At 51.9% G+C, this 19012-nt stretch carries 12 protein-coding genes; 6 read left to right on the top strand and 6 right to left on the bottom strand.

Annotation, left to right across the window (positions count from 1 at the left end):
* The first annotated feature begins 30 nt into the window (after nt 1–30).
* From ABT58_RS21295 to ABT58_RS21280, 4 genes are all read left to right on the top strand, one after another.
* Nucleotides 31–1167: a sugar diacid recognition domain-containing protein gene (locus ABT58_RS21295; protein WP_047876461.1), complete on the top strand. Its 1137-nt coding sequence runs from the start codon at nt 31–33 to the stop codon at nt 1165–1167.
* Between the two features lie 152 nt (nt 1168–1319).
* A complete protein-coding gene (locus ABT58_RS21290; protein WP_047876460.1) occupies nt 1320–2585 on the top strand; it encodes a GntP family permease in 1266 nt (421 codons plus the stop codon).
* A 10-nt stretch (nt 2586–2595) separates the two neighbouring features.
* Nucleotides 2596–3732 (top strand): glycerate kinase, encoded by a 1137-nt coding sequence (locus tag ABT58_RS21285; protein WP_047876459.1) that lies wholly within the window; start codon nt 2596–2598, stop codon nt 3730–3732.
* Nucleotides 3733–3951: 219 nt separating this feature from the next.
* Nucleotides 3952–4533 carry a DoxX family protein gene (locus ABT58_RS21280; protein ID WP_047876458.1) on the top strand — a complete coding sequence of 194 codons (582 nt, stop codon included), beginning with the start codon at nt 3952–3954 and terminating at the stop codon, nt 4531–4533.
* Between the two features lie 111 nt (nt 4534–4644).
* Here the strand turns inward: ABT58_RS21280 and acnB are convergent, their stop codons facing one another.
* Nucleotides 4645–7242, bottom strand: a complete 2598-nt coding sequence (acnB, locus tag ABT58_RS21275) for a bifunctional aconitate hydratase 2/2-methylisocitrate dehydratase (protein WP_047876457.1) — start codon at nt 7240–7242, stop codon at nt 4645–4647.
* A 511-nt stretch (nt 7243–7753) separates the two neighbouring features.
* Between acnB and ABT58_RS21270 the strand changes: the two genes are divergently transcribed.
* A complete protein-coding gene (locus ABT58_RS21270; RefSeq protein WP_047876479.1) occupies nt 7754–9670 on the top strand; it encodes a methyl-accepting chemotaxis protein in 1917 nt (638 codons plus the stop codon).
* Nucleotides 9671–9935: 265 nt separating this feature from the next.
* Nucleotides 9936–10667 (top strand): acid phosphatase AphA, encoded by a 732-nt coding sequence (gene aphA / locus ABT58_RS21265; RefSeq protein WP_047876456.1) that lies wholly within the window; start codon nt 9936–9938, stop codon nt 10665–10667.
* Between the two features lie 166 nt (nt 10668–10833).
* Here the strand turns inward: aphA and lpdA are convergent, their stop codons facing one another.
* From lpdA to ampD, 5 genes are all read right to left on the bottom strand, one after another.
* A complete protein-coding gene (gene lpdA / locus ABT58_RS21260) occupies nt 10834–12261 on the bottom strand; it encodes a dihydrolipoyl dehydrogenase (protein ID WP_047876455.1) in 1428 nt (475 codons plus the stop codon).
* Nucleotides 12262–12441: 180 nt separating this feature from the next.
* Nucleotides 12442–14340: a pyruvate dehydrogenase complex dihydrolipoyllysine-residue acetyltransferase gene (gene aceF, locus ABT58_RS21255; protein ID WP_047876454.1), complete on the bottom strand. Its 1899-nt coding sequence runs from the start codon at nt 14338–14340 to the stop codon at nt 12442–12444.
* A gap of 14 nt (nt 14341–14354) precedes the next feature.
* Nucleotides 14355–17018 carry a pyruvate dehydrogenase (acetyl-transferring), homodimeric type gene (gene aceE, locus ABT58_RS21250; protein WP_047876453.1) on the bottom strand — a complete coding sequence of 888 codons (2664 nt, stop codon included), beginning with the start codon at nt 17016–17018 and terminating at the stop codon, nt 14355–14357.
* 82 nt (nt 17019–17100) lie between these two features.
* A complete protein-coding gene (gene pdhR, locus ABT58_RS21245) occupies nt 17101–17874 on the bottom strand; it encodes a pyruvate dehydrogenase complex transcriptional repressor PdhR (protein ID WP_047876452.1) in 774 nt (257 codons plus the stop codon).
* Nucleotides 17875–18195: 321 nt separating this feature from the next.
* Nucleotides 18196–18741 carry a 1,6-anhydro-N-acetylmuramyl-L-alanine amidase AmpD gene (ampD, locus tag ABT58_RS21240; protein ID WP_047876451.1) on the bottom strand — a complete coding sequence of 182 codons (546 nt, stop codon included), beginning with the start codon at nt 18739–18741 and terminating at the stop codon, nt 18196–18198.
* Nucleotides 18742–19012: the final 271 nt, after the last annotated feature.

Below are 19012 nucleotides of genomic sequence, written 5' to 3'. Positions count from 1 at the left end.
GAGCGCACATTTTCAGGATCTGACACCAAAATGCAACTCAATGCGACCATCGCTCGTCAAATCGTCGAACGAGCAATGAAAATCATCCACCACTCGGTGAATGTCATGGACGAACACGGCCGGATCATCGGATCGGGCGATCCTTCCCGCTTAAACCAGCGTCACGAAGGGGCGATCCTCGCACTCAACGATAACCGGGTGGTCGAAATCGATCCGGGCACTGCTCTACAACTCAAAGGGGTGAAACCGGGGATCAACCTGCCTATCGTGTTCCAACACCAAACCATCGGCGTCGTCGGGATCTCCGGTGAGCCGGAGCAGGTACGTAACTACGGTGAGCTGGTCAAGATGACCGCTGAACTGATCGTAGAACAAGAAGCCCTGATGTCGCAGGTGCAATGGAACAAGCGTCACCGGGAAGAGTTGGTGTTGCAGCTCATCAAAGGGACAGAGCTGAACGAAGCCCAATTGCTCTCTATTGCCCAGAAGCTGGATTTAGATCTGGCGCAGCCGCGCATTGCCACCATTGTGAAAGTGATCCCGTCTGCCGGCGAAGCCCTGTCGCTGGAACACTTGCAGCGCATGGTGCATTTGTTGGAATTTCCGGAACGCGACAACCTGGTGGGCATTGTGTCCGTCTCGATGAATGAAATCGTGGTCCTCAAGCCCATCACGCTCGAAGCCGATGGCTGGTCTAAAACGCTGGAGCAAAAGCGGGTCAGCAAGCTGATGCAACGGGTGGAAAAAGAGAGCCAGTTCTCCGTGCGTATCGCTCTGGGGGAATACTTCCCCGGCTTGCAAGGTTTGGCGCGCTCCTTTCAAACCGCCCAAGCCACCCTCGCCTGTGCCCACAGTGATGACAGCGTGCTGTTTTATCAGGATCACCTGCTGCCGGTATTGCTGCATGGCCTGAAACAAGATCCGTGGCGTTATGAACAACTGACCGCACCGTTGCTGAAACTGCAACAACACGACCCGCGCGGGACCTTACTCAAAACCTTGTCGGTATTTTTTGCACAGAATTGTGACTTGGCTCAAACCTGTCAGGCGCTCTATATTCACCGTAATACCCTGCGTTATCGCCTTGACCGTATCGAGCAAATAACTAACTTAAATTTCAATAACATAACCGACAAAACCCGTCTGTATCTGGCATTGAGCTGCTAAGCCCAAAACCGCTCTTTTGTGCAAATGCACAAGTTACTGCACTCAGGGTGATGATTTTTCGTTACCCTGCCTAAAGCTAAATCGTCCTTTCTGCCGTACATTCCTCGCCAATCACGATTTCCTTTTTATTTTCTCTTTACGTGGATATACACATGGTAGAAGTATCAACTCTAGGCGCCTTAGCCGCGCTCGTTGTCGCCATCGGTCTGATTCTCAGAAAAGTCCCGCCAGCCTACGGCATGATCATTGGTGCCCTTGTCGGCGGTATTGTGGGTGGCGTGTCCCTGACGGACACCGTAAACCTGATGATCGGCGGTGCCCAAGGCATTGTCACGGCCGTACTGCGTATTCTGGCAGCCGGTGTACTGGCTGGCGTGTTGATTGAGTCTGGCGCTGCCACCTCGATTGCAGAAACCATTGTGAAAAAAGTCGGTGAAACCCGCGCCCTGTTTGCGCTGGCTGTCGCCACCATGATTTTAACAGCGGTGGGCGTCTTCGTTGACGTGGCCGTGATCACTGTTGCGCCGATTGCACTGGCGATTGCTCACCGTGCGGATCTGTCCAAGATGGCGATCCTGCTGGCGATGGTCGGCGGTGGTAAAGCCGGTAACGTGATGTCACCGAACCCGAACGCCATTGCGGCGGCGGATGCTTTCAATGTCCCACTGACCTCGGTAATGGCAGCCGGTGTGATCCCGGGCTTATTCGGCATGCTGTTTGCCTACTTCCTGGCGAAAAAACTGGTTAACCGTGGCAGCAAAGTGCAGCAGCACGAAGTCGTGAATGTAGACCAAAGCCGTCTGCCATCGTTCGGTGCCGCGATTATTGCGCCATTGATTGCCATTGCCCTGCTGGCACTACGCCCTATCGCCGGTATCAACGTTGACCCACTGATCGCCCTGCCTCTGGGTGGCTTGGTCGGTGCGGTCGTGATGGGTCGCTTCCGTGACACCAACCACTTTGCCGTTTCCGGCCTGACCCGTATGGCGCCGGTGGCGGTCATGCTACTGGGTACCGGGACACTGGCAGGTATCATTGCCAACTCTGGCCTGAAAACAGGCTTGATCGAAGTGTTGACTGCTTCTGGTCTGCCGTCTTACCTGCTGGCACCAATTTCAGGGGCGATGATGTCTCTGGCAACCGCGTCGACCACAGCGGGTACGGCTGTAGCTGCCAGCGTGTTCAGCCACACCATTTTAGAATTGGGCGTTCCAGCTCTGGCCGGTGCGGCCATGATCCACGCCGGTGCCACTGTTTTTGACCACATGCCTCACGGCAGCTTCTTCCATGCGACTGGCGGTGCCGTTCACATGGACATGAAAGAGCGCCTAAAGCTGATCCCTTACGAGTCAGCTGTCGGCCTGATGATTGCCACCGTGTCGACGCTTATCTTCGGTGTCTTTGGTTTCTTCGTTTAAGGATTACGTCATGAAAATTATTATTGCTCCCGATTCATACAAAGAAAGCCTGACTGCGATGGAAGTCGCGACAGCGATTGAAACCGGTTTCCGTCATGTCCTGCCAGACGCACAATACATCAAACTGCCAATGGCAGACGGCGGTGAAGGCACTGTGCAATCACTGGTGGATGCAACGGGCGGTCACATCGTGGCGCACACCGTCACCGGTCCGCTGGGCCAACCTGTTGACGGCTTCTACGGCCTGATGGGTGACGGCAAAACCGCTGTGATTGAAATGGCAGCCGCGTCAGGTATTCACTTGGTGACCCCTGAGCAACGTAATCCATTAATCACGACGACCTTTGGTACGGGCGAGCTGATCCGCGCGGTCTTGGATCAAGGCGTTGAGCACATCATCATCGGCATTGGCGGCAGTGCCACCAACGATGGCGGGATCGGTATGGCACAGGCTCTGGGCTTTAAACTGCTGGATGCCGAAGGCCAACCGCTGGGCTTTGGTGGCGGTGAGCTGGCGCGCTTAGCGACCATCGATACCTCAAATATTGATCCGCGTCTGGCACAAGTGAAGCTGGAAGTGGCATGTGATGTCGACAACCCGCTGTGCGGCCCGAAAGGCGCGTCTCACGTGTTTGGCCCACAAAAAGGCGCGACACCAGAGATGGTGGCGCAGCTGGATGCGAACCTGTCCCACTACGCTGACATCATTCAGGCGCAGCTGGGCAGTGATGTGAAAAACAAACCGGGTGCCGGTGCGGCAGGCGGTCTGGGCGCCGCCCTGATGGGTCTGTTGAATGCCGAACTGCGTCCGGGCATTGAAATCGTGATGGATGCGGTCGATCTGAGCAGCATCGTTGCCGATGCCGACTTGGTGATCACCGGTGAAGGCCGTATCGACAGCCAAACCATTCACGGTAAAACACCGATTGGTGTGGCCCGTACCGCCAAACGTTTCAACGTGCCGGTGATCGGTATTGCCGGTTGTCTGTCGACAGATTGCCATGTGGTACATGAGCACGGCATTGATGCGGTCTTCAGTGTGGTGCCGCGCTCTGTCAGTCTGGCAGAAGCACTGCGCGATGCGGCAGAGAACGTAGAACTGACAGCACGCAATGTGGCAGCCATGCTGCAAATCACCCTGCGTTAAGCGTTAGTGTGCCTCTTCATGCGTGGACTGAGTCGCGTGTGAACACACAATCAAAAGGTGGGCTTGCCCACCTTTTTTGCGCCGCTTTTATACCGACTGCACAAAATCCGCATCCGCTTCTTCTCCGTCCCCTGTCACCCCGTGTAGGCTGGGTCAGCATTATTCGGCCTTCCAGCCACCCTCATTTTCCGGCCATGTTTAACCTACAGGACAAGATTGATGAAGACACTCCTTGCGCTCTTTACCGGGCCTAACCGTTATCCCCGCCTGAACGATTGCCTGTTACTGCTTGTACGTCTGGCCATCGGCAGTGCCATGCTCTATCACGCCATCACCAAAATCCTGCAATTCAGTGCCTTGGCGCCAAGTTTTATGGATCCGTTCGCAATTGGCACCACCCCAAGTCTGGTGATTGCCATTGCTGTTCAGGCCATCACCGGTTTAGCGCTGCTCTTGGGCTTTTTCACCCGCCCCGCCGCCCTGTTACTGTGTGGCTCAATGGGCTTTGCCGCCTACAGCCTGGGCACACAAGTGAGTTTGCTCAGCGGTGAGCCGGCCGCACTGTATGCCTTATTTGCACTGTCACTCTTTATTCAAGGCAGTGGCCGTATCAGCCTTGAACACATGATGGTAAAACGCTACCACGCCGCGAAGACAGCAGGCACGGCAAAAGCCACAAAAGAGACAGGCAAAGAAAAAGCGACAGACACAGAGAAGAAAAGCGACAACGCCAAGGACGTAAAAGCGGCCCAAGAAAGCGACAAAGCCACACACGCCGCGAAAGAAACGGCAACGGCGTAAAGGTATAAACACCAGCATAAAAAACGCCTCCCTAATGAGGGAGGCGTTATTTTTTACTCTCGTTTCAGTACGTCCAGCGTCAGTACGTCCTGTAAAGGCGCATCCTGAACCTTATGCCGGTTGCTGCACGATCACATCATCGGCTTTCTTGGTGTACTGATCCATCAAGTGGAAGTTCAGGTAACGGTAGGTATCGGCCGCCGTTGCATCAATCTGCTTGGCGTACGCCAGATACTCTTCCTTGGTCGGAATACGACCCAGAATCGCCCCGACGGCGGCCAACTCGGCAGATGACAAGTAGACGTTCGCACCGGTACCCAAACGGTTCGGGAAGTTACGGGTCGAGGTCGACATCACTGTGGCTTTGTCTGCCACACGCGCCTGGTTACCCATACACAATGAACATCCCGGGGTTTCAATCCGCACACCCGCACGGCCAAAGATGCCGTAGTAGCCTTCTTCGGTCAGCTGATCTTTATCCATCTTGGTTGGCGGCGCGACCCACAAACGGGTATCTAACTGGCCACCGAATTTCTCCAGCAGCTTACCCGCCGCACGGAAGTGACCAATGTTCGTCATGCACGAACCAATGAAGACTTCATCAATCGCGGTGCCCTGCACCTCAGACAACAGGCGCGCGTCATCCGGATCGTTTGGCGCACACAAGATAGGCTCGCAGATCTCCGCCAGATCGATGTCGATCACATGGGCGTATTCCGCATCGCTGTCGGCCGTCATCAGCTCAGGATTCGCTAACCACTCTTCCATCGCGGTAATACGACGCTCAATGGTACGGCGGTCACCGTAACCTTCCGCGATCATCCACTTCAGCATCACGATGTTCGACTGCAGGTATTCCGAGATAGACGCTTGCGACAGTTTCACGGTACAGCCTGCCGCACTGCGCTCTGCCGAGGCATCGGACAGTTCAAACGCCTGCTCAACCGTGAGGTGCTCAACCCCTTCAATCTCCAATACGCGACCAGAGAATTCATTGATCTTGCCGGCTTTTTCTACCGTCAGCAGCCCTTGCTGAATGGCGTAGTAAGGAATGGCATGCACCAAATCACGCAAAGTGATCCCTTCTTGCATCTCACCTTTAAAGCGCACCAGAATCGACTCTGGCATATCCAGTGGCATCACACCGGTTGCCGCCGCAAAGGCCACCAGACCAGAACCGGCCGGGAAAGAGATCCCCAATGGGAAACGGGTATGCGAGTCACCACCGGTACCCACGGTATCTGGCAACAACATACGGTTCAGCCACGAGTGGATCACGCCGTCACCCGGGCGCAAAGACACGCCGCCACGGTTCATGATGAAATCAGGCAGAGTATGGTGAGTATTCACATCGACCGGTTTCGGATAGGCCGAGGTGTGACAGAATGACTGCATGGTCAATTCCGCCGAGAAGCCCAGACAGGCCAAATCTTTCAGCTCATCACGGGTCATCGGGCCGGTGGTATCTTGCGATCCCACGGTGGTCATCTTCGGCTCACAATAAGTGCCCGGACGGACCCCTTCCACGCCACACGCTTTACCGACCATCTTCTGCGCCAGGGTGTACCCTTTGCCAGAATCCGCAACCGCCACAGGGCGACGGAACACATCAGAAGACGGCAGACCCAGAGACTGGCGCGCACGGTCAGTCAGGCCACGGCCAATGATCAATGGAATACGGCCACCGGCACGCACTTCATCAATCAGCACATCGGTTTTCAGGCCAAAGGTCGACACCACTTCATCGCTGTCATGACGGCGCACTTCCCCTTTGAATGGGTACACGTCAATCACATCGCCCATTGCCAGCGCAGTGACGTCCACTTCGATCGGCAAAGCACCGGCATCTTCCATGGTGTTGAAGAAAATCGGGGCAATTTTGCCGCCCAGCACATAACCGCCCGCACGCTTGTTCGGCACATTCGGAATATCATCACCCATGAACCACAACACGGAGTTGGTGGCCGATTTACGCGATGAACCGGTACCGACCACATCACCGACATACACGAGCTGGTGGCCTTTTTCTTTCAGGGCTTCGATTTGTTTGATTGGACCAATCGCTCCCGGCTGCTCAGGCTCAATGCCTTCGCGTTCGTTTTTCAGCATTGCCAGGGCGTGCAAAGGAATGTCCGGGCGCGACCAGGCATCCGGTGCCGGAGACAAGTCATCGGTATTGGTTTCACCGGTGACTTTAAACACGGTTAAGGTGATTTTTTCTGCCAGTGCCGGCTTAGACAAGAACCATTCGGCATCGGCCCAAGACTGAAGCACTTGTTGTGCGGCCGCATTACCGGCTTTGGCTTTCTCTTCCACATCATAGAAAGCATCAAACATCAGCAGTGTGTGAGACAGGGCTTTGACCGCAATCGGAGCCAACGCGCTGTCATCTAACAGCGCGATCAGTGGCTCAATGTTGTAGCCGCCTTGCATGGTGCCCAACAGTTCAGCCGCTTTTTCTTTGCTGACAATTGGTGAGGTTGCTTCGCCGCGCGTTAAGGCCGCCAAGAACCCGGCTTTTACGTATGCCGCCTCATCAACACCTGGGGGAATGCGGTTTTCCAGTAGATCCAGCAGAAAGGCTTCCTCGCCCGCCGGTGGCGTTTTCAGTAATTCAACCAGCGCGGCCACTTGTTCTGCATCGAGTGGCTTTGGAACAATTCCTTCTGCAGCACGTTCTTCGACGTGTTTACGGTAGGCTTCAAGCACGACATATTCCTCATTTTAGGTTTGGCACAATTCGCCAAACATCCTTGGAAGTGATTGATCCCGCACGTACCATCTAGGGGAGAGAGGCTGATCGAGGACAACGGATCCGTGCCTGTGCCCTGTACAGTGAGATCAAAACCGTCTTCTGAGCATATCAGTTTTAACGTAAAATTAAAATCCACCCGATTTTTACAACATTCACAAATTTCACATATAAATTTGCTTCACAACCACAGTAAACACTGTTTACGTGCTTCTTATGCAATAAAAAGCGAAGGATCCTTGGCACATTGCCGTCGTGCTGCGCCCCACGCCACACTGATCACCCAGCAGGATGTGAACTGCATCGCTGCGGAATATGAAAATGAGTGATCAAAATCACTCAAGTTTTCCCTCTCACTGGCAGATAACAGAACATGCCACGCATTCCAAATTCGCATAACTGAGGTTTTGATACCTTAAACAGATACACGGAATGGCCATTCACATATCCAAACACCGATGTCATATGATGAAATTCACTGCCTTCACGATAAAACAGAAGCTGATCCTGGCCATGGTTTTGGCCGTTCTCGCCTCAACCTTACTGGTCGGGATGATCAGTCAGCAACAAGCCCGCCAAATTGTCGAACAGCGCCTCCTGCGCGTTGAACTGCCTGCCACCTTGCAGCAAATTCGCAATACCATTGATAAAGAAGTGGCCCTGATGCAATCGGCCGCCGAACAACTGGCGACCAGCCGTTTCATTGCCGCGCACTACCATGACCAGCGCACCGCAGACGATGAAGCAGCCATTGTGGCGCAACTCAATGATGTGAAACAGCAATACCACCTGTTGGATGCCTCTGTGGCGGATCGCAGCACCGGCGATTACTGGAACCAAAACGGCTTTCTGCGCCGCTTAACCCCACAGCAAGATGGCTGGTTCTATCAGTTCACCCAAAGTGGTCAGGCGCAAGCCCTGAGTGTGTTCCAGGAAGACAACGGGGAAGTGAAACTGTTTGTGAACTATCAGCAGTTACACGGTAAAGGCATGGCGGGTCTGTCAAAATCGATGGACGAGATGGTGCGCTTTATTAACCAGTTCAAACTGGAGCAAACCGGCTTTGTCTTTCTGGTCGATGCCAAAGGCCATGTACAGTTACACCGCGATGGCACAGTGATGGGCAAACGTGATCTGTCCGATCTGTACGGTCAGAGTACAGCGCAAGCCCTGCTGCAAAAAAATGACTTCAATTTGCGTCAGGTCGATCGTGACGGCCAAGCCATTCTGCTCGCCACCAGCTATATTCCGGCCATGAACTGGTACGTTGTAGCGGAAGTGCCCCTCGCCGAAACCTTCGCGGCCTTGGATCAGGCTCGCCAGCAAATCATGGTATGGACCGGCGGTATCGCGACCGTGTTTGTGCTGTTGGCAATTTGGCTGGGCAGCAATATCACCCGCCCTATCGCCCAACTGGCCCAAACCTTTAAAGACTTAGGTGAAGGCGAAGGGGATCTGCGCCACCGCATTCCTGTTAATGGCCGCGATGAAATGGCCCAACTGGCCGAAGGCTTTAACAGCTTCATCGGTAAAATCCACCACACGGTGGCAGATGTGGCAGAAACCGGAAACGCCCTGCGTGACGCCGCTGAATCTGTTGCTTACCAAGCGGAAGCGACCCTGCATAACAGCCACAGCCAGCGTGACCGCACACTACAACTGGTCACCGCGATTAATCAGATGGGTGCGACGGTCAATGAAATTGCCAGCAACGCAGCTCAGGCCGCAGACTCCGCGCACAATGCCGAAACCGAAGCTGGTAACGGTCAGGGGGTGGTAGGACAAGCCCGCGATACCATCAACCAACTGTCACAAGACATTGGTCAGGTAAACCAAGTGGTTGAATCATTGGCAAATAACACCCAGGCCATCGGCAGTATTCTGGATGTGATCCGCGCCATTTCCGAGCAGACTAACCTGCTGGCACTGAATGCGGCCATTGAAGCGGCACGTGCCGGTGAGCAAGGCCGAGGCTTTGCCGTGGTGGCGGATGAGGTGCGTAATCTGGCGTCCCGTACGGCTGCGTCAACGGATGAGATCCAAAGCATGATCAACCGTCTGCAGCAAGAAGCCAGCAATGCGGTGGCGGCGATGGTGCAGAGTCGTCAGTTGAGCGACAGCGGTGTGTCAGCGGCAGATGAAGCCTCACAGGCCCTGCAATCCATCGCTGAGCGCATCAGCGTGATTTCGGACATGAACATGCAAGTGGCAGCGGCAACGGAAGAGCAATCGACCGTGGTCAATGACATCAATAACAACATTGATGAGATCAACGACAGCACCCAGCACACCGCAGACACCGCTGATCAACTGGCGCAGTCAAGCCAGTCGCTGCGCGCGCTGTCGCAGCGTCTGGATGACATGGTCGGTACGTTTAAGCTTTAAGACGTCATACTTTCCCTCCTTCATCACGAAGGAGGGAGTTCCACCTCTTCCCCCTCATCCCCCAGCACCGCCTGATTCAGCTCAATTATGCGTCTCTGCTTCTGTTAACGTACGCGCGTGCGCTTTCTTCTCTCGTTGTGCAAGCCACAAAAAACGCAAAATAACATTGGCCAGCATCACCGATTTTTTGTGAGCATGCGCCAATATTCATGTATTGCTAAGGCGTATTGTTGCCACTCCATTTGATCAACCGCGCTATTTCAGGATGAAACATACAACGGCTAAAACACTCACCACGCTGACGCTCTCTACCCTTTTTGTCTGCGCTTTCGCGTCTTCCTCGGCTTTTGCTGATCCTAAACAACCGGGCACCGAAACCGGTTACAGCACCATTGAGATTATGCAAAAAGGGGAACCGGCTGAGTTGCATTGGGTGTCTGTAGAAGACATCGAGAAAAGTTTAGCGGGCAAGCCACCGATGGCGGTCGGCTTTGATATTGATGATACGGTACTCTTCAGCTCCCCGGGCTTCTACCGTGGTCAGCAAATGTTTTCACCTAACGGCTACAGCTATCTGAGCAATCCGCAGTTCTGGGACAAAATGAACTGTGAATGGGAAAAATTCAGCCTGCCGAAAACCATCGGCCAGAAGCTGATCATCATGCACCAGAAACGTGGTGATGAGATTTATTTCATTACCGGACGCGAACCTTCTGTGTGTGAAATTTCGACCCAGTATCTGAAAGACACCTTTGGCATCAAAAACATGCACCAGGTGATTTTTGCCGGTTCAAGCAAAACGGAATACACCAAAACCAAGCACATCAAAGATCACAACATCAAGATGTACTACGGCGATTCCGATGGCGACATTATCTCTGCGCGCCAAGCAGGGGCTGAAGGCTTACGTATTATGCGCAGCGCCAACTCCAGCTACAAACCGGTCCCACAAAACGGCATCTATGGCGAAAAAATCGTGGAGGACTCACAGTACTGATTTTCAGCAACACCAAGGCTAATAATAGGCAAGACAAGTAAGACAATGACAGTGCATGGGGAATGCAGTGAGTGGCAGTCATAAGCATTAATCAATACATCACGCACGCAAACCCCAAATACAAAAAAAGCGCCCTCGGGCGCTTTTTTATTAACAGGATCCGCGATTACTTACGCTTTACTGCTTTTGCGTTTGGCAGGTCAGTGATTGAACCTTCAAACACTTCTGCAGCCAGACCCACTGACTCGTGCAGTGTTGGGTGCGCGTGGATAGTCAATGCGATATCTTCCGCATCACAACCCATCTCGATCGCCAGACCGATTTCACCTAGTAGCTCACCACCGTTTGTACCTACGATAGCACCACCGATCACACGGTGCGTGTCTTTGTCGAAGATCATCTTCGTCATACCGTCAGCACAGTCAGACGCGATAGCACGGCCTGATGCCGCCCATGGGAAAGTCGCAACTTCGTAGTTGATGCCTTCTGCTTTCGCTTCTTTCTCAGTTTTACCTACCCATGCCACTTCTGGCTCAGTGTACGCAATGGATGGGATCACTTTAGGATCGAAGTAGTGTTTCTTACCAGAAATCACTTCTGCAGCTACGTGACCTTCGTGCACACCTTTGTGTGCCAGCATTGGCTGACCCACGATGTCACCGATCGCGTGAATATGCGGTACGTTGGTACGCATTTGCTTATCAACGTTGATGAAACCACGCTCATCCACTTCGATACCCGCTTTTTCTGCGTCCAGTAGCTTACCGTTTGGTACACGGCCGATAGCAACCAGTACAGCATCGTAACGTGTTGGTTCAGAAGGCGCTTTCTTGCCTTCCATTGACACGTAAATACCGTCTTCTTTCGCTTCAACAGCGGTCACTTTCGTTTCCAGCATCAAGTTGAACTTCTTGCTGATACGCTTAGTGAAGACTTTAACGATATCTTTGTCTGCCGCAGGGATCACTTGATCAAACATTTCTACAACGTCGATCTGAGAGCCTAGCGCGTGGTAAACCGTACCCATTTCCAGGCCGATGATACCGCCACCCATAACAAGTAGCTTCTCTGGTACTTCTTTCAGCTCTAGCGCGTCTGTTGAGTCCCAGATACGTGGATCTTCATGCGGGATGAACGGTAGCTCGATTGGACGAGAACCTGCCGCAACGATCGCGTTATCAAACGTTACCGTTGTTGGGCCATCAGCACCTTCAACCACGATAGTGTTTGGACCGGTGAATTTGCCGTAACCGTTAACCACGTTAACTTTACGCATTTTCGCCATACCACCCAGACCACCTGTTAGCTGAGTGATAACTTTGTCTTTCCACAAACGGATCTTGTTGATGTCCGTTTGAGGTTCACCGAACACGACACCGTGCTCAGCCATTGCTTTTGCTTCTTCAATCACTTTCGCAACGTGAAGCAGGGCTTTTGATGGAATACAGCCAACGTTCAAACATACACCACCTAGCGTGCTGTATTTTTCAATCAGAACGGTATCCATGCCCAAGTCTGCGCTACGGAATGCTGCAGAATAACCTGCAGGGCCTGAACCCAATACCACTACCTGGGCTTTAATTTCTTTACTCATCATGACCTCGTTATAAGTCTTTTATCCCTAACAGGCTATTAGCACGTGCATCCTTTGTTTCAGTTAACTAACAATTTTACAGAGTTGTTAACAAACCAAAAGCGCGATGGCCATAGCCTGTGAGCTACGCAACACTTCCATGCCTGCCTTTACAGGCATGGAGCTAACGCAAAGGAAACCTTAAAGCACCAAACGGCGGATATCAGATAGACAACCGTTTAGGTAAGTAATGAAGCGTGCACCTTCAGCACCATCGATCACACGGTGGTCGTATGACAGAGACAGTGGAAGCTGTAGACGCGGTTCGAATTCTTTACCGTTCCATACAGGCTTCATTTCAGACTTAGATACACCCAGGATACCGACTTCTGGTGCGTTCACGATTGGTGTAAACGCCGTACCGCCGATACCACCTAGGCTTGAAATAGTGAAACAGCCACCCTGCATGTCAGCAGCAGTCAGTTTACCCGCACGGGCTTTCTTCGATACTTCTGCCAGTTCAGCAGACAGCTCGTAGATGCCTTTCTTGTTCACGTCTTTGAATACAGGCACAACCAGACCGTTTGGTGTATCCACCGCGATACCGATGTTCACGTATTTCTTCAGGATCAAGCTCTCGCCGTCTTCAGACAGAGAAGAGTTGAACGCTGGGAACGCTTCAAGTGCTTTTGCTGCCGCTTTCATGATGAACACAAGTGGTGTGATCTTCATGCCAGTGTCGTTCTTCGCTTCGATAGCATTCTGCTCTTTACGGAATGCTTCTAGCGCAGTGATGTCTGCGTTATCCCACTGTGTAACGTGCGGGATCATTACCCAGTTACGGTGTAGGTTAGCACCAGAGATCTTCTTGATGCGAGACAGTGGCTGAACTTCGGTTTCACCGAACTTGCTGAAGTCCACTTTTGGCCAAGGTAGTAGGCCAAGTGCCGCGCCGTCACCTTTACCTGATGCTGCTGCACCAGACTCAAGACGCTTAAGCGCTTCTTTCACGAAATTCTGTACGTCTTCTTTCAAGATACGGTTCTTACGACCTGTACCTTTCACCTTAGACAGGTTAACGCCGAACTCACGAGCCAGGCGACGAACAACTGGAGACGCGTGTGCGTACTCGTTGTTTTCCTGGAAGTCACCGGTTGAAGCTGCAGGCGCTGCTGCCGCCGGAGCAGAAGGCGCGGCGGCTGGAGCCGATGCCGCAGGTGCTGCTACTGGTGCCGCTACGGCTACCGGTGCTGCGCCCGCTACTTCAAATACCATGATCAATGAGCCAGTAGACACTTTGTCACCAGTCGCGATCTTGATTTCTTTTACTTTACCGGCAAACGGTGCAGGCACTTCCATAGAAGCCTTGTCGCCTTCTACCGTGATCAGTGACTGTTCTTCTTCAACCATGTCGCCAACAGCAACCATGATTTCAGTCACTTCAACTTCGTCGCCACCGATATCCGGTACGTTCACTTCTTTGTCCGCTGCTGCCGCTGGAGCAGCAACAGGTGCTGCCGCCGCAGGAGCCGCTGCTGGTGCAGAGCCCGCGATTTCGAAGATCATGATCAGAGAGCCAGTCGATACTTTATCGCCTGCCGCTACTTTGATTTCTTTTAGAACGCCGGCGAAAGGTGCAGGCACTTCCATTGATGCTTTGTCGCCTTCAACCGTCAGAAGAGATTGCTCTTCTTCAATGCTGTCGCCAACAGCAACCATGATTTCGGTTACTTCAACTTCGTCACCACCGATATCCGGTACATGAACTTCTTTCAGTTCAGCCGCTGCTGCTGCCGCTGGAGCTGCTACTGGAGCTGCTTCCGCTGCAGGAGCAGGTGCTGCAGCTGCAGCACCCGGAGCGCCGGCCGCCTCTGCTTCGAAAATCATGATCAGAGAACCGGTTGAAACCTTGTCGCCTTCCGCGATTTTGATTTCTTTCACGATACCCGCCTGAGAAGCAGGTACTTCCATAGAAGCCTTGTCGCCTTCTACTGTGATCAGAGATTGCTCTTCTTCAACCTTGTCGCCAACGCTTACAAGGATCTCAGTTACTTCAACCTCATCCGCACCGATGTCAGGTACATTAATTTCGATTGCCATGTTTAATTTGCCTCTTACGCGTATAGCGGGTTGATCTTGTCTGCGTCGATGTCGAATTTCTTGATTGCTTCTACAATCACAGATTTCTCGATATCGCCACGTTTAGCCAGTTCAGTCAGTGCTGCCACAACCACGTAGCCTGCGTTCACTTCGAAGTGACGACGTAGGTTTGCACGGCTGTCTGAACGACCGAAGCCATCAGTACCCAGTACTTTGTAAGACTCAGAAGGCATGTACGCACGTACTTGCTCTGCGTAGTTCTTCATGTAGTCAGTCGCAGCGATAGCAGGCTCGTTGCCCAGTACCGTTGTGATGTAAGGGACTTTCTGCTCAGCTTCTGGGTGCAGCATGTTGTAACGCTCTGCATCCTGACCATCGCGAGTCAGTTCGTTGAAAGAGGTCACAGAGTAAACGTCAGACGCTACGCCGTACTCTTCGCTCAGAATTTGTGCCGCTTTACGCACTTCATTCATGATCGTGCCTGAGCTCATCAACTGAACTTTCTTATCGCCCGCGTAAGATTCTAGCTTGTAGATACCCTTACGGATGCCTTCTTCAGCGCCTTCTGGCATTGCTGGCATGGCGTAGTTTTCGTTCATTACTGTTAGGTAGTAATAAACGTTCTCTTGACCTTCACCGTACATGCGACGGATACCGTCTTGCATGATAACCGCTAGCTCGTAAGCAAACGTTGGATCGTAAGAGATACAGTTCGGTACTGTGTTCGCCATGATGTGTGAATGGCCATCTTCGTGCTGAAGACCTTCACCGTTTAGCGTTGTACGACCGGCTGTTGCGCCCAATAGGAAACCACGTGCTTGCTGGTCACCAGCTAGCCATGCCATGTCGCCTACACGCTGGAAGCCGAACATTGAGTAGTAAATGTAGAACGGGATCATTGGCAGATCGTTGGTGCTGTAAGACGTTGCAGCAGCAACCCAAGATGCCATTGAACCTAGTTCGTTGATACCTTCCTGAAGAACTTGGCCTGATGTTGCTTCTTTGTAGTAAGAAACAATGCCTTTATCTTCTGGGGTGTATGCCTGACCGTGCGGGTTGTAAATACCTACCTGACGGAACAGACCTTCCATACCGAACGTACGTGCTTCATCACAGATGATAGGTACGATGTTCTTACCGATGTTCTTGTCTTTCAGTAGGATGTTCAGCGTACGCACGTAAGCCATAGTGGTAGAGATTTCACGCTTTTGTTCAACCAATAGCGGCGCGAATTCTTCTAGCGCAGGTACCTTAAACTCTTGGGTGAAGTTAGGCAGACGCTTAGGCGTGTAACCGTGCAGTGCGTTACGACGTGCGTGCAGGTAGTTGTACTCTGCAGAGCCTTCTTCCAGTTTCAGGTATGGCAGTTCTTTGATCTTCTCATCAGAAAGCAGATCTTGTAGGCCTAGACGATCACGCAGGTGCTGAACATGGGTCATGTCCATCTTCTTCACACCGTGAGCGATGTTCTTACCTTCCGCTGCATCACCCATGCCGTAACCTTTAACAGTCTTAGCAAGGATAACCGTTGGTTTGCCGCTGGTTTCTTTCGCGTTGTTGAATGCCGCGAACAGCTTAGACGAATCGTGACCACCACGCTTCAGCGCGAAGATCTCGTCATCGGTCATGTCAGCAACCAGTGCTGCAGTCTCTGGGTATTTACCGAAGAAGTGCTCACGTACGTAAGCGCCGTCTTTCGACTTGAATGTCTGGTAGTCACCGTCGATAGTTTCGTTCATTAGCTGAAGCAGTTTACCGGTCGTGTCTTTCGCCAGTAGCGAATCCCAGTTGTTACCCCAGATAACTTTAACCACGTTCCAGCCAGCACCTTTGAACAGGCCTTCTAGCTCTTGGATGATCTTACCGTTACCCATTACAGGGCCGTCTAGACGCTGTAGGTTACAGTTGATTAGGAAACATAGATTGTCCAGTTTCTCACGCGCAGCGAAAGAAATCGCACCACGTGATTCTGGCTCATCCATCTCACCGTCGCCCAGGAACGCGTATACGCGCTGTGCGCCAGTTTCTTTCAGGCCACGGCCTTCTAGGTACTTAAGGAAACGTGCTTGGTAGATCGCAGAGATTGGACCCAGACCCATAGATACGGTTGGGAACTGCCAGAACTCAGGCATCAGTTTAGGGTGTGGGTAAGAAGGAATACCTTTACCGTCCACTTCCTGACGGAAGTTGTCTAGCTGCTCTTCAGTCAGACGACCTTCAACAAACGCACGAGAGTAGATCCCTGGAGAGATGTGACCTTGGTAGTACACCAAATCACCGCCGTCCACCTCGTTAGGCGCGCGGAAGAAGTGGTTGAAGCAGACTTCATAGAATGCAGACGCAGACTGGTAAGAAGCCATGTGGCCACCCAGATCCAAATCTTTCTTAGAAGCACGCAGTACAATCATGATAGCGTTCCAACGGATAATGGAACGAATACGGCGCTCAAGCGTGGTATCACCCGGATACGCAGGCTCTTTATCTGCTGGAATGGTGTTGATGTAGTTGGTAGTGATACCTGTTGGCATATCTACGCCATCAAGACGCGCTTTATCCAGTACTTGCTCAAGTAGGAACTGGGCGCGCTCTACACCTTCTTCACGAACGACTGATTCAAGGGCTTCAAGCCAATCTTGAGTTTCCAGTGCATCCACGTCATTTTTCATGACTTCAGACATGCGATCTATCCTTTCGTTGATAATCTACAAAACTAACAATGTCGCGACTGTTTACGACACCTCAATTCATGGATGAGGTGTATTAATCCAGCCCTTCCTTGCGTTGTTGAACCCGACGAAGTGAGCGTACTCGACGGCTCTCTTCTTGCGATAAATCCAACAGGGTTTCCTCGATGTAAGCCAAATGTGCATGCGACGCTTCTCGTGCCCGCTCGGGCTCCCCCGAAACGATCGCCTGGACAATATTGACTCGGTGATTTCGCACTTTTGCCACCACTTCAGGACGGCGATTTAAGCGCTCAAAGTTTTGTAATACGTTTTGCTCTAGCAAAGGGGCAAGGCTGCGCATAATGTGTAGCAGTACCACGTTGTGGGCGGATTCGGTCACCGCGATCAGGTACTGCATCACCGCAGCGGCTTCGGCCGGTAAATCGCCTTGCTGCTGAGCCTCCTGTATCCGCACATGGCAGGCGCGAATACGGGTAAAATCATCTTCATTGCCACGTAATGCGGCGTAATAAGCCGCCAAGCCTTCAAGAGCATGACGGGATTCCAGTAAATCATTCTGAGCTTCTGGGTGCGCAGACATCAACGCCAGCAACGGATCAGAAAAATGCTGCCACAATTTTTCTGATACAAACGTTCCGCCCCCTTGACGACGGGTCAAGAGTTGCTTGGCTTCTAAACGCTGGATCGCTTCACGAACGGAAGGACGAGAGACATCGAACTGCTTAGCCAACTCACGCTCAGGTAACAACTGCTGGCCTGGGGACAGGATTCCCTCCAGGATCAGTCGCTCGAGTTCTTGCTCGATAGCATCTGAAAGCTTGGGTTGGCGAATGCGTTTATAAGTCATTTATTATTGTGTCTTCGTTGTACTTACTTACGTCTCTGGGCAGTCCGTTATTACTGCGGATAATTGGTATTACCAATTTACTGGATAAGAGAAATTTTACAGAAATAATTGAAGATGTCTACCGACAACTTGATTGAAATCATAGAATGGAGGTGGATTTAACAAAAATTTCAACTTATGAAATCTTGTTAAAACATGATAACCAACAGTCATCAACAGACATATACGTGATAATGACGAAGATATTGGCCTGACGCATAGAAGAACAGACCAATAGTGAAAAACAGGTATAGCGTGCCAGAAGGTGGAGCTAAAACCGTATTACAAGGATGATTTATAGGCCAGCCAGTCAAAGGCCAGCCCCGGATCGGTTTTACGGCCCGGTGCAATGAATTCATGGCCGGTGATCCGGCGGCTATCAATCCGTGGATAGTGCGACATCAAAACGCGGCTGAGTACAGACAGCGTTTCGTATTGTGCGGAGGTATAAGGAAGGGTGTCCGTGCCTTCCAACTCGATCCCTATCGAGTAGTCATTACACTTATCGCGTCCGGCAAATTGCGAGATCCCCGCATGCCAGGCACGAGCGTTAAACGGAACAAACTGGATAATATCCCCATTCCGTCGAATTAAACAGTGAGCCGAGACACGAAACTGGTGAATAATCTCGAAATAGGGATGTTCAGTAGGATCTAATTGCCCCGTAAACAGCTGCTCGATATACGGGCCACCAAACTCCCCTGGCGGCAAACTGATGTTGTGGATCACCAGCAAAGAGATATCGTCATCGCTTTCCCGTTCGTCATAAAACGGCGAAGGAACATGCTTGATCCCTTCCAGCCAGTGGTGAGCATTAATAGTGAACATCCGGCAATCCTGTGGTTCTGTGGTTCTGTGGTTCTGTGGTTCTGTGGTTCTGTGGTTCTGTGGTTCTGTGGTTCTTATGCAGAATGGCAAATCGAATCAACAGTGCAATACATCATATCTTTTTTCTCTCACTTTATTCATTAATACCATAGGTCCATAGGTCCATAGGTCCATAGGTCCATAGGTCCATAGGTCCATAGGTCCATAGGTCCATAGGTCCATAGGTCCATAGGTCCATAGCCTGGGCTCTTTGCCCTTACTCGCTCCTCGT

It is taken from the genome of Photobacterium aphoticum, assembly GCF_001029435.1.
Taxonomy (GTDB): Bacteria; Pseudomonadota; Gammaproteobacteria; order Enterobacterales; family Vibrionaceae; genus Photobacterium; species Photobacterium aphoticum.
The sequence above is the reverse complement of the archived record's forward strand: the minus strand, read 5'-3'. Positions and strand labels throughout refer to the sequence as shown.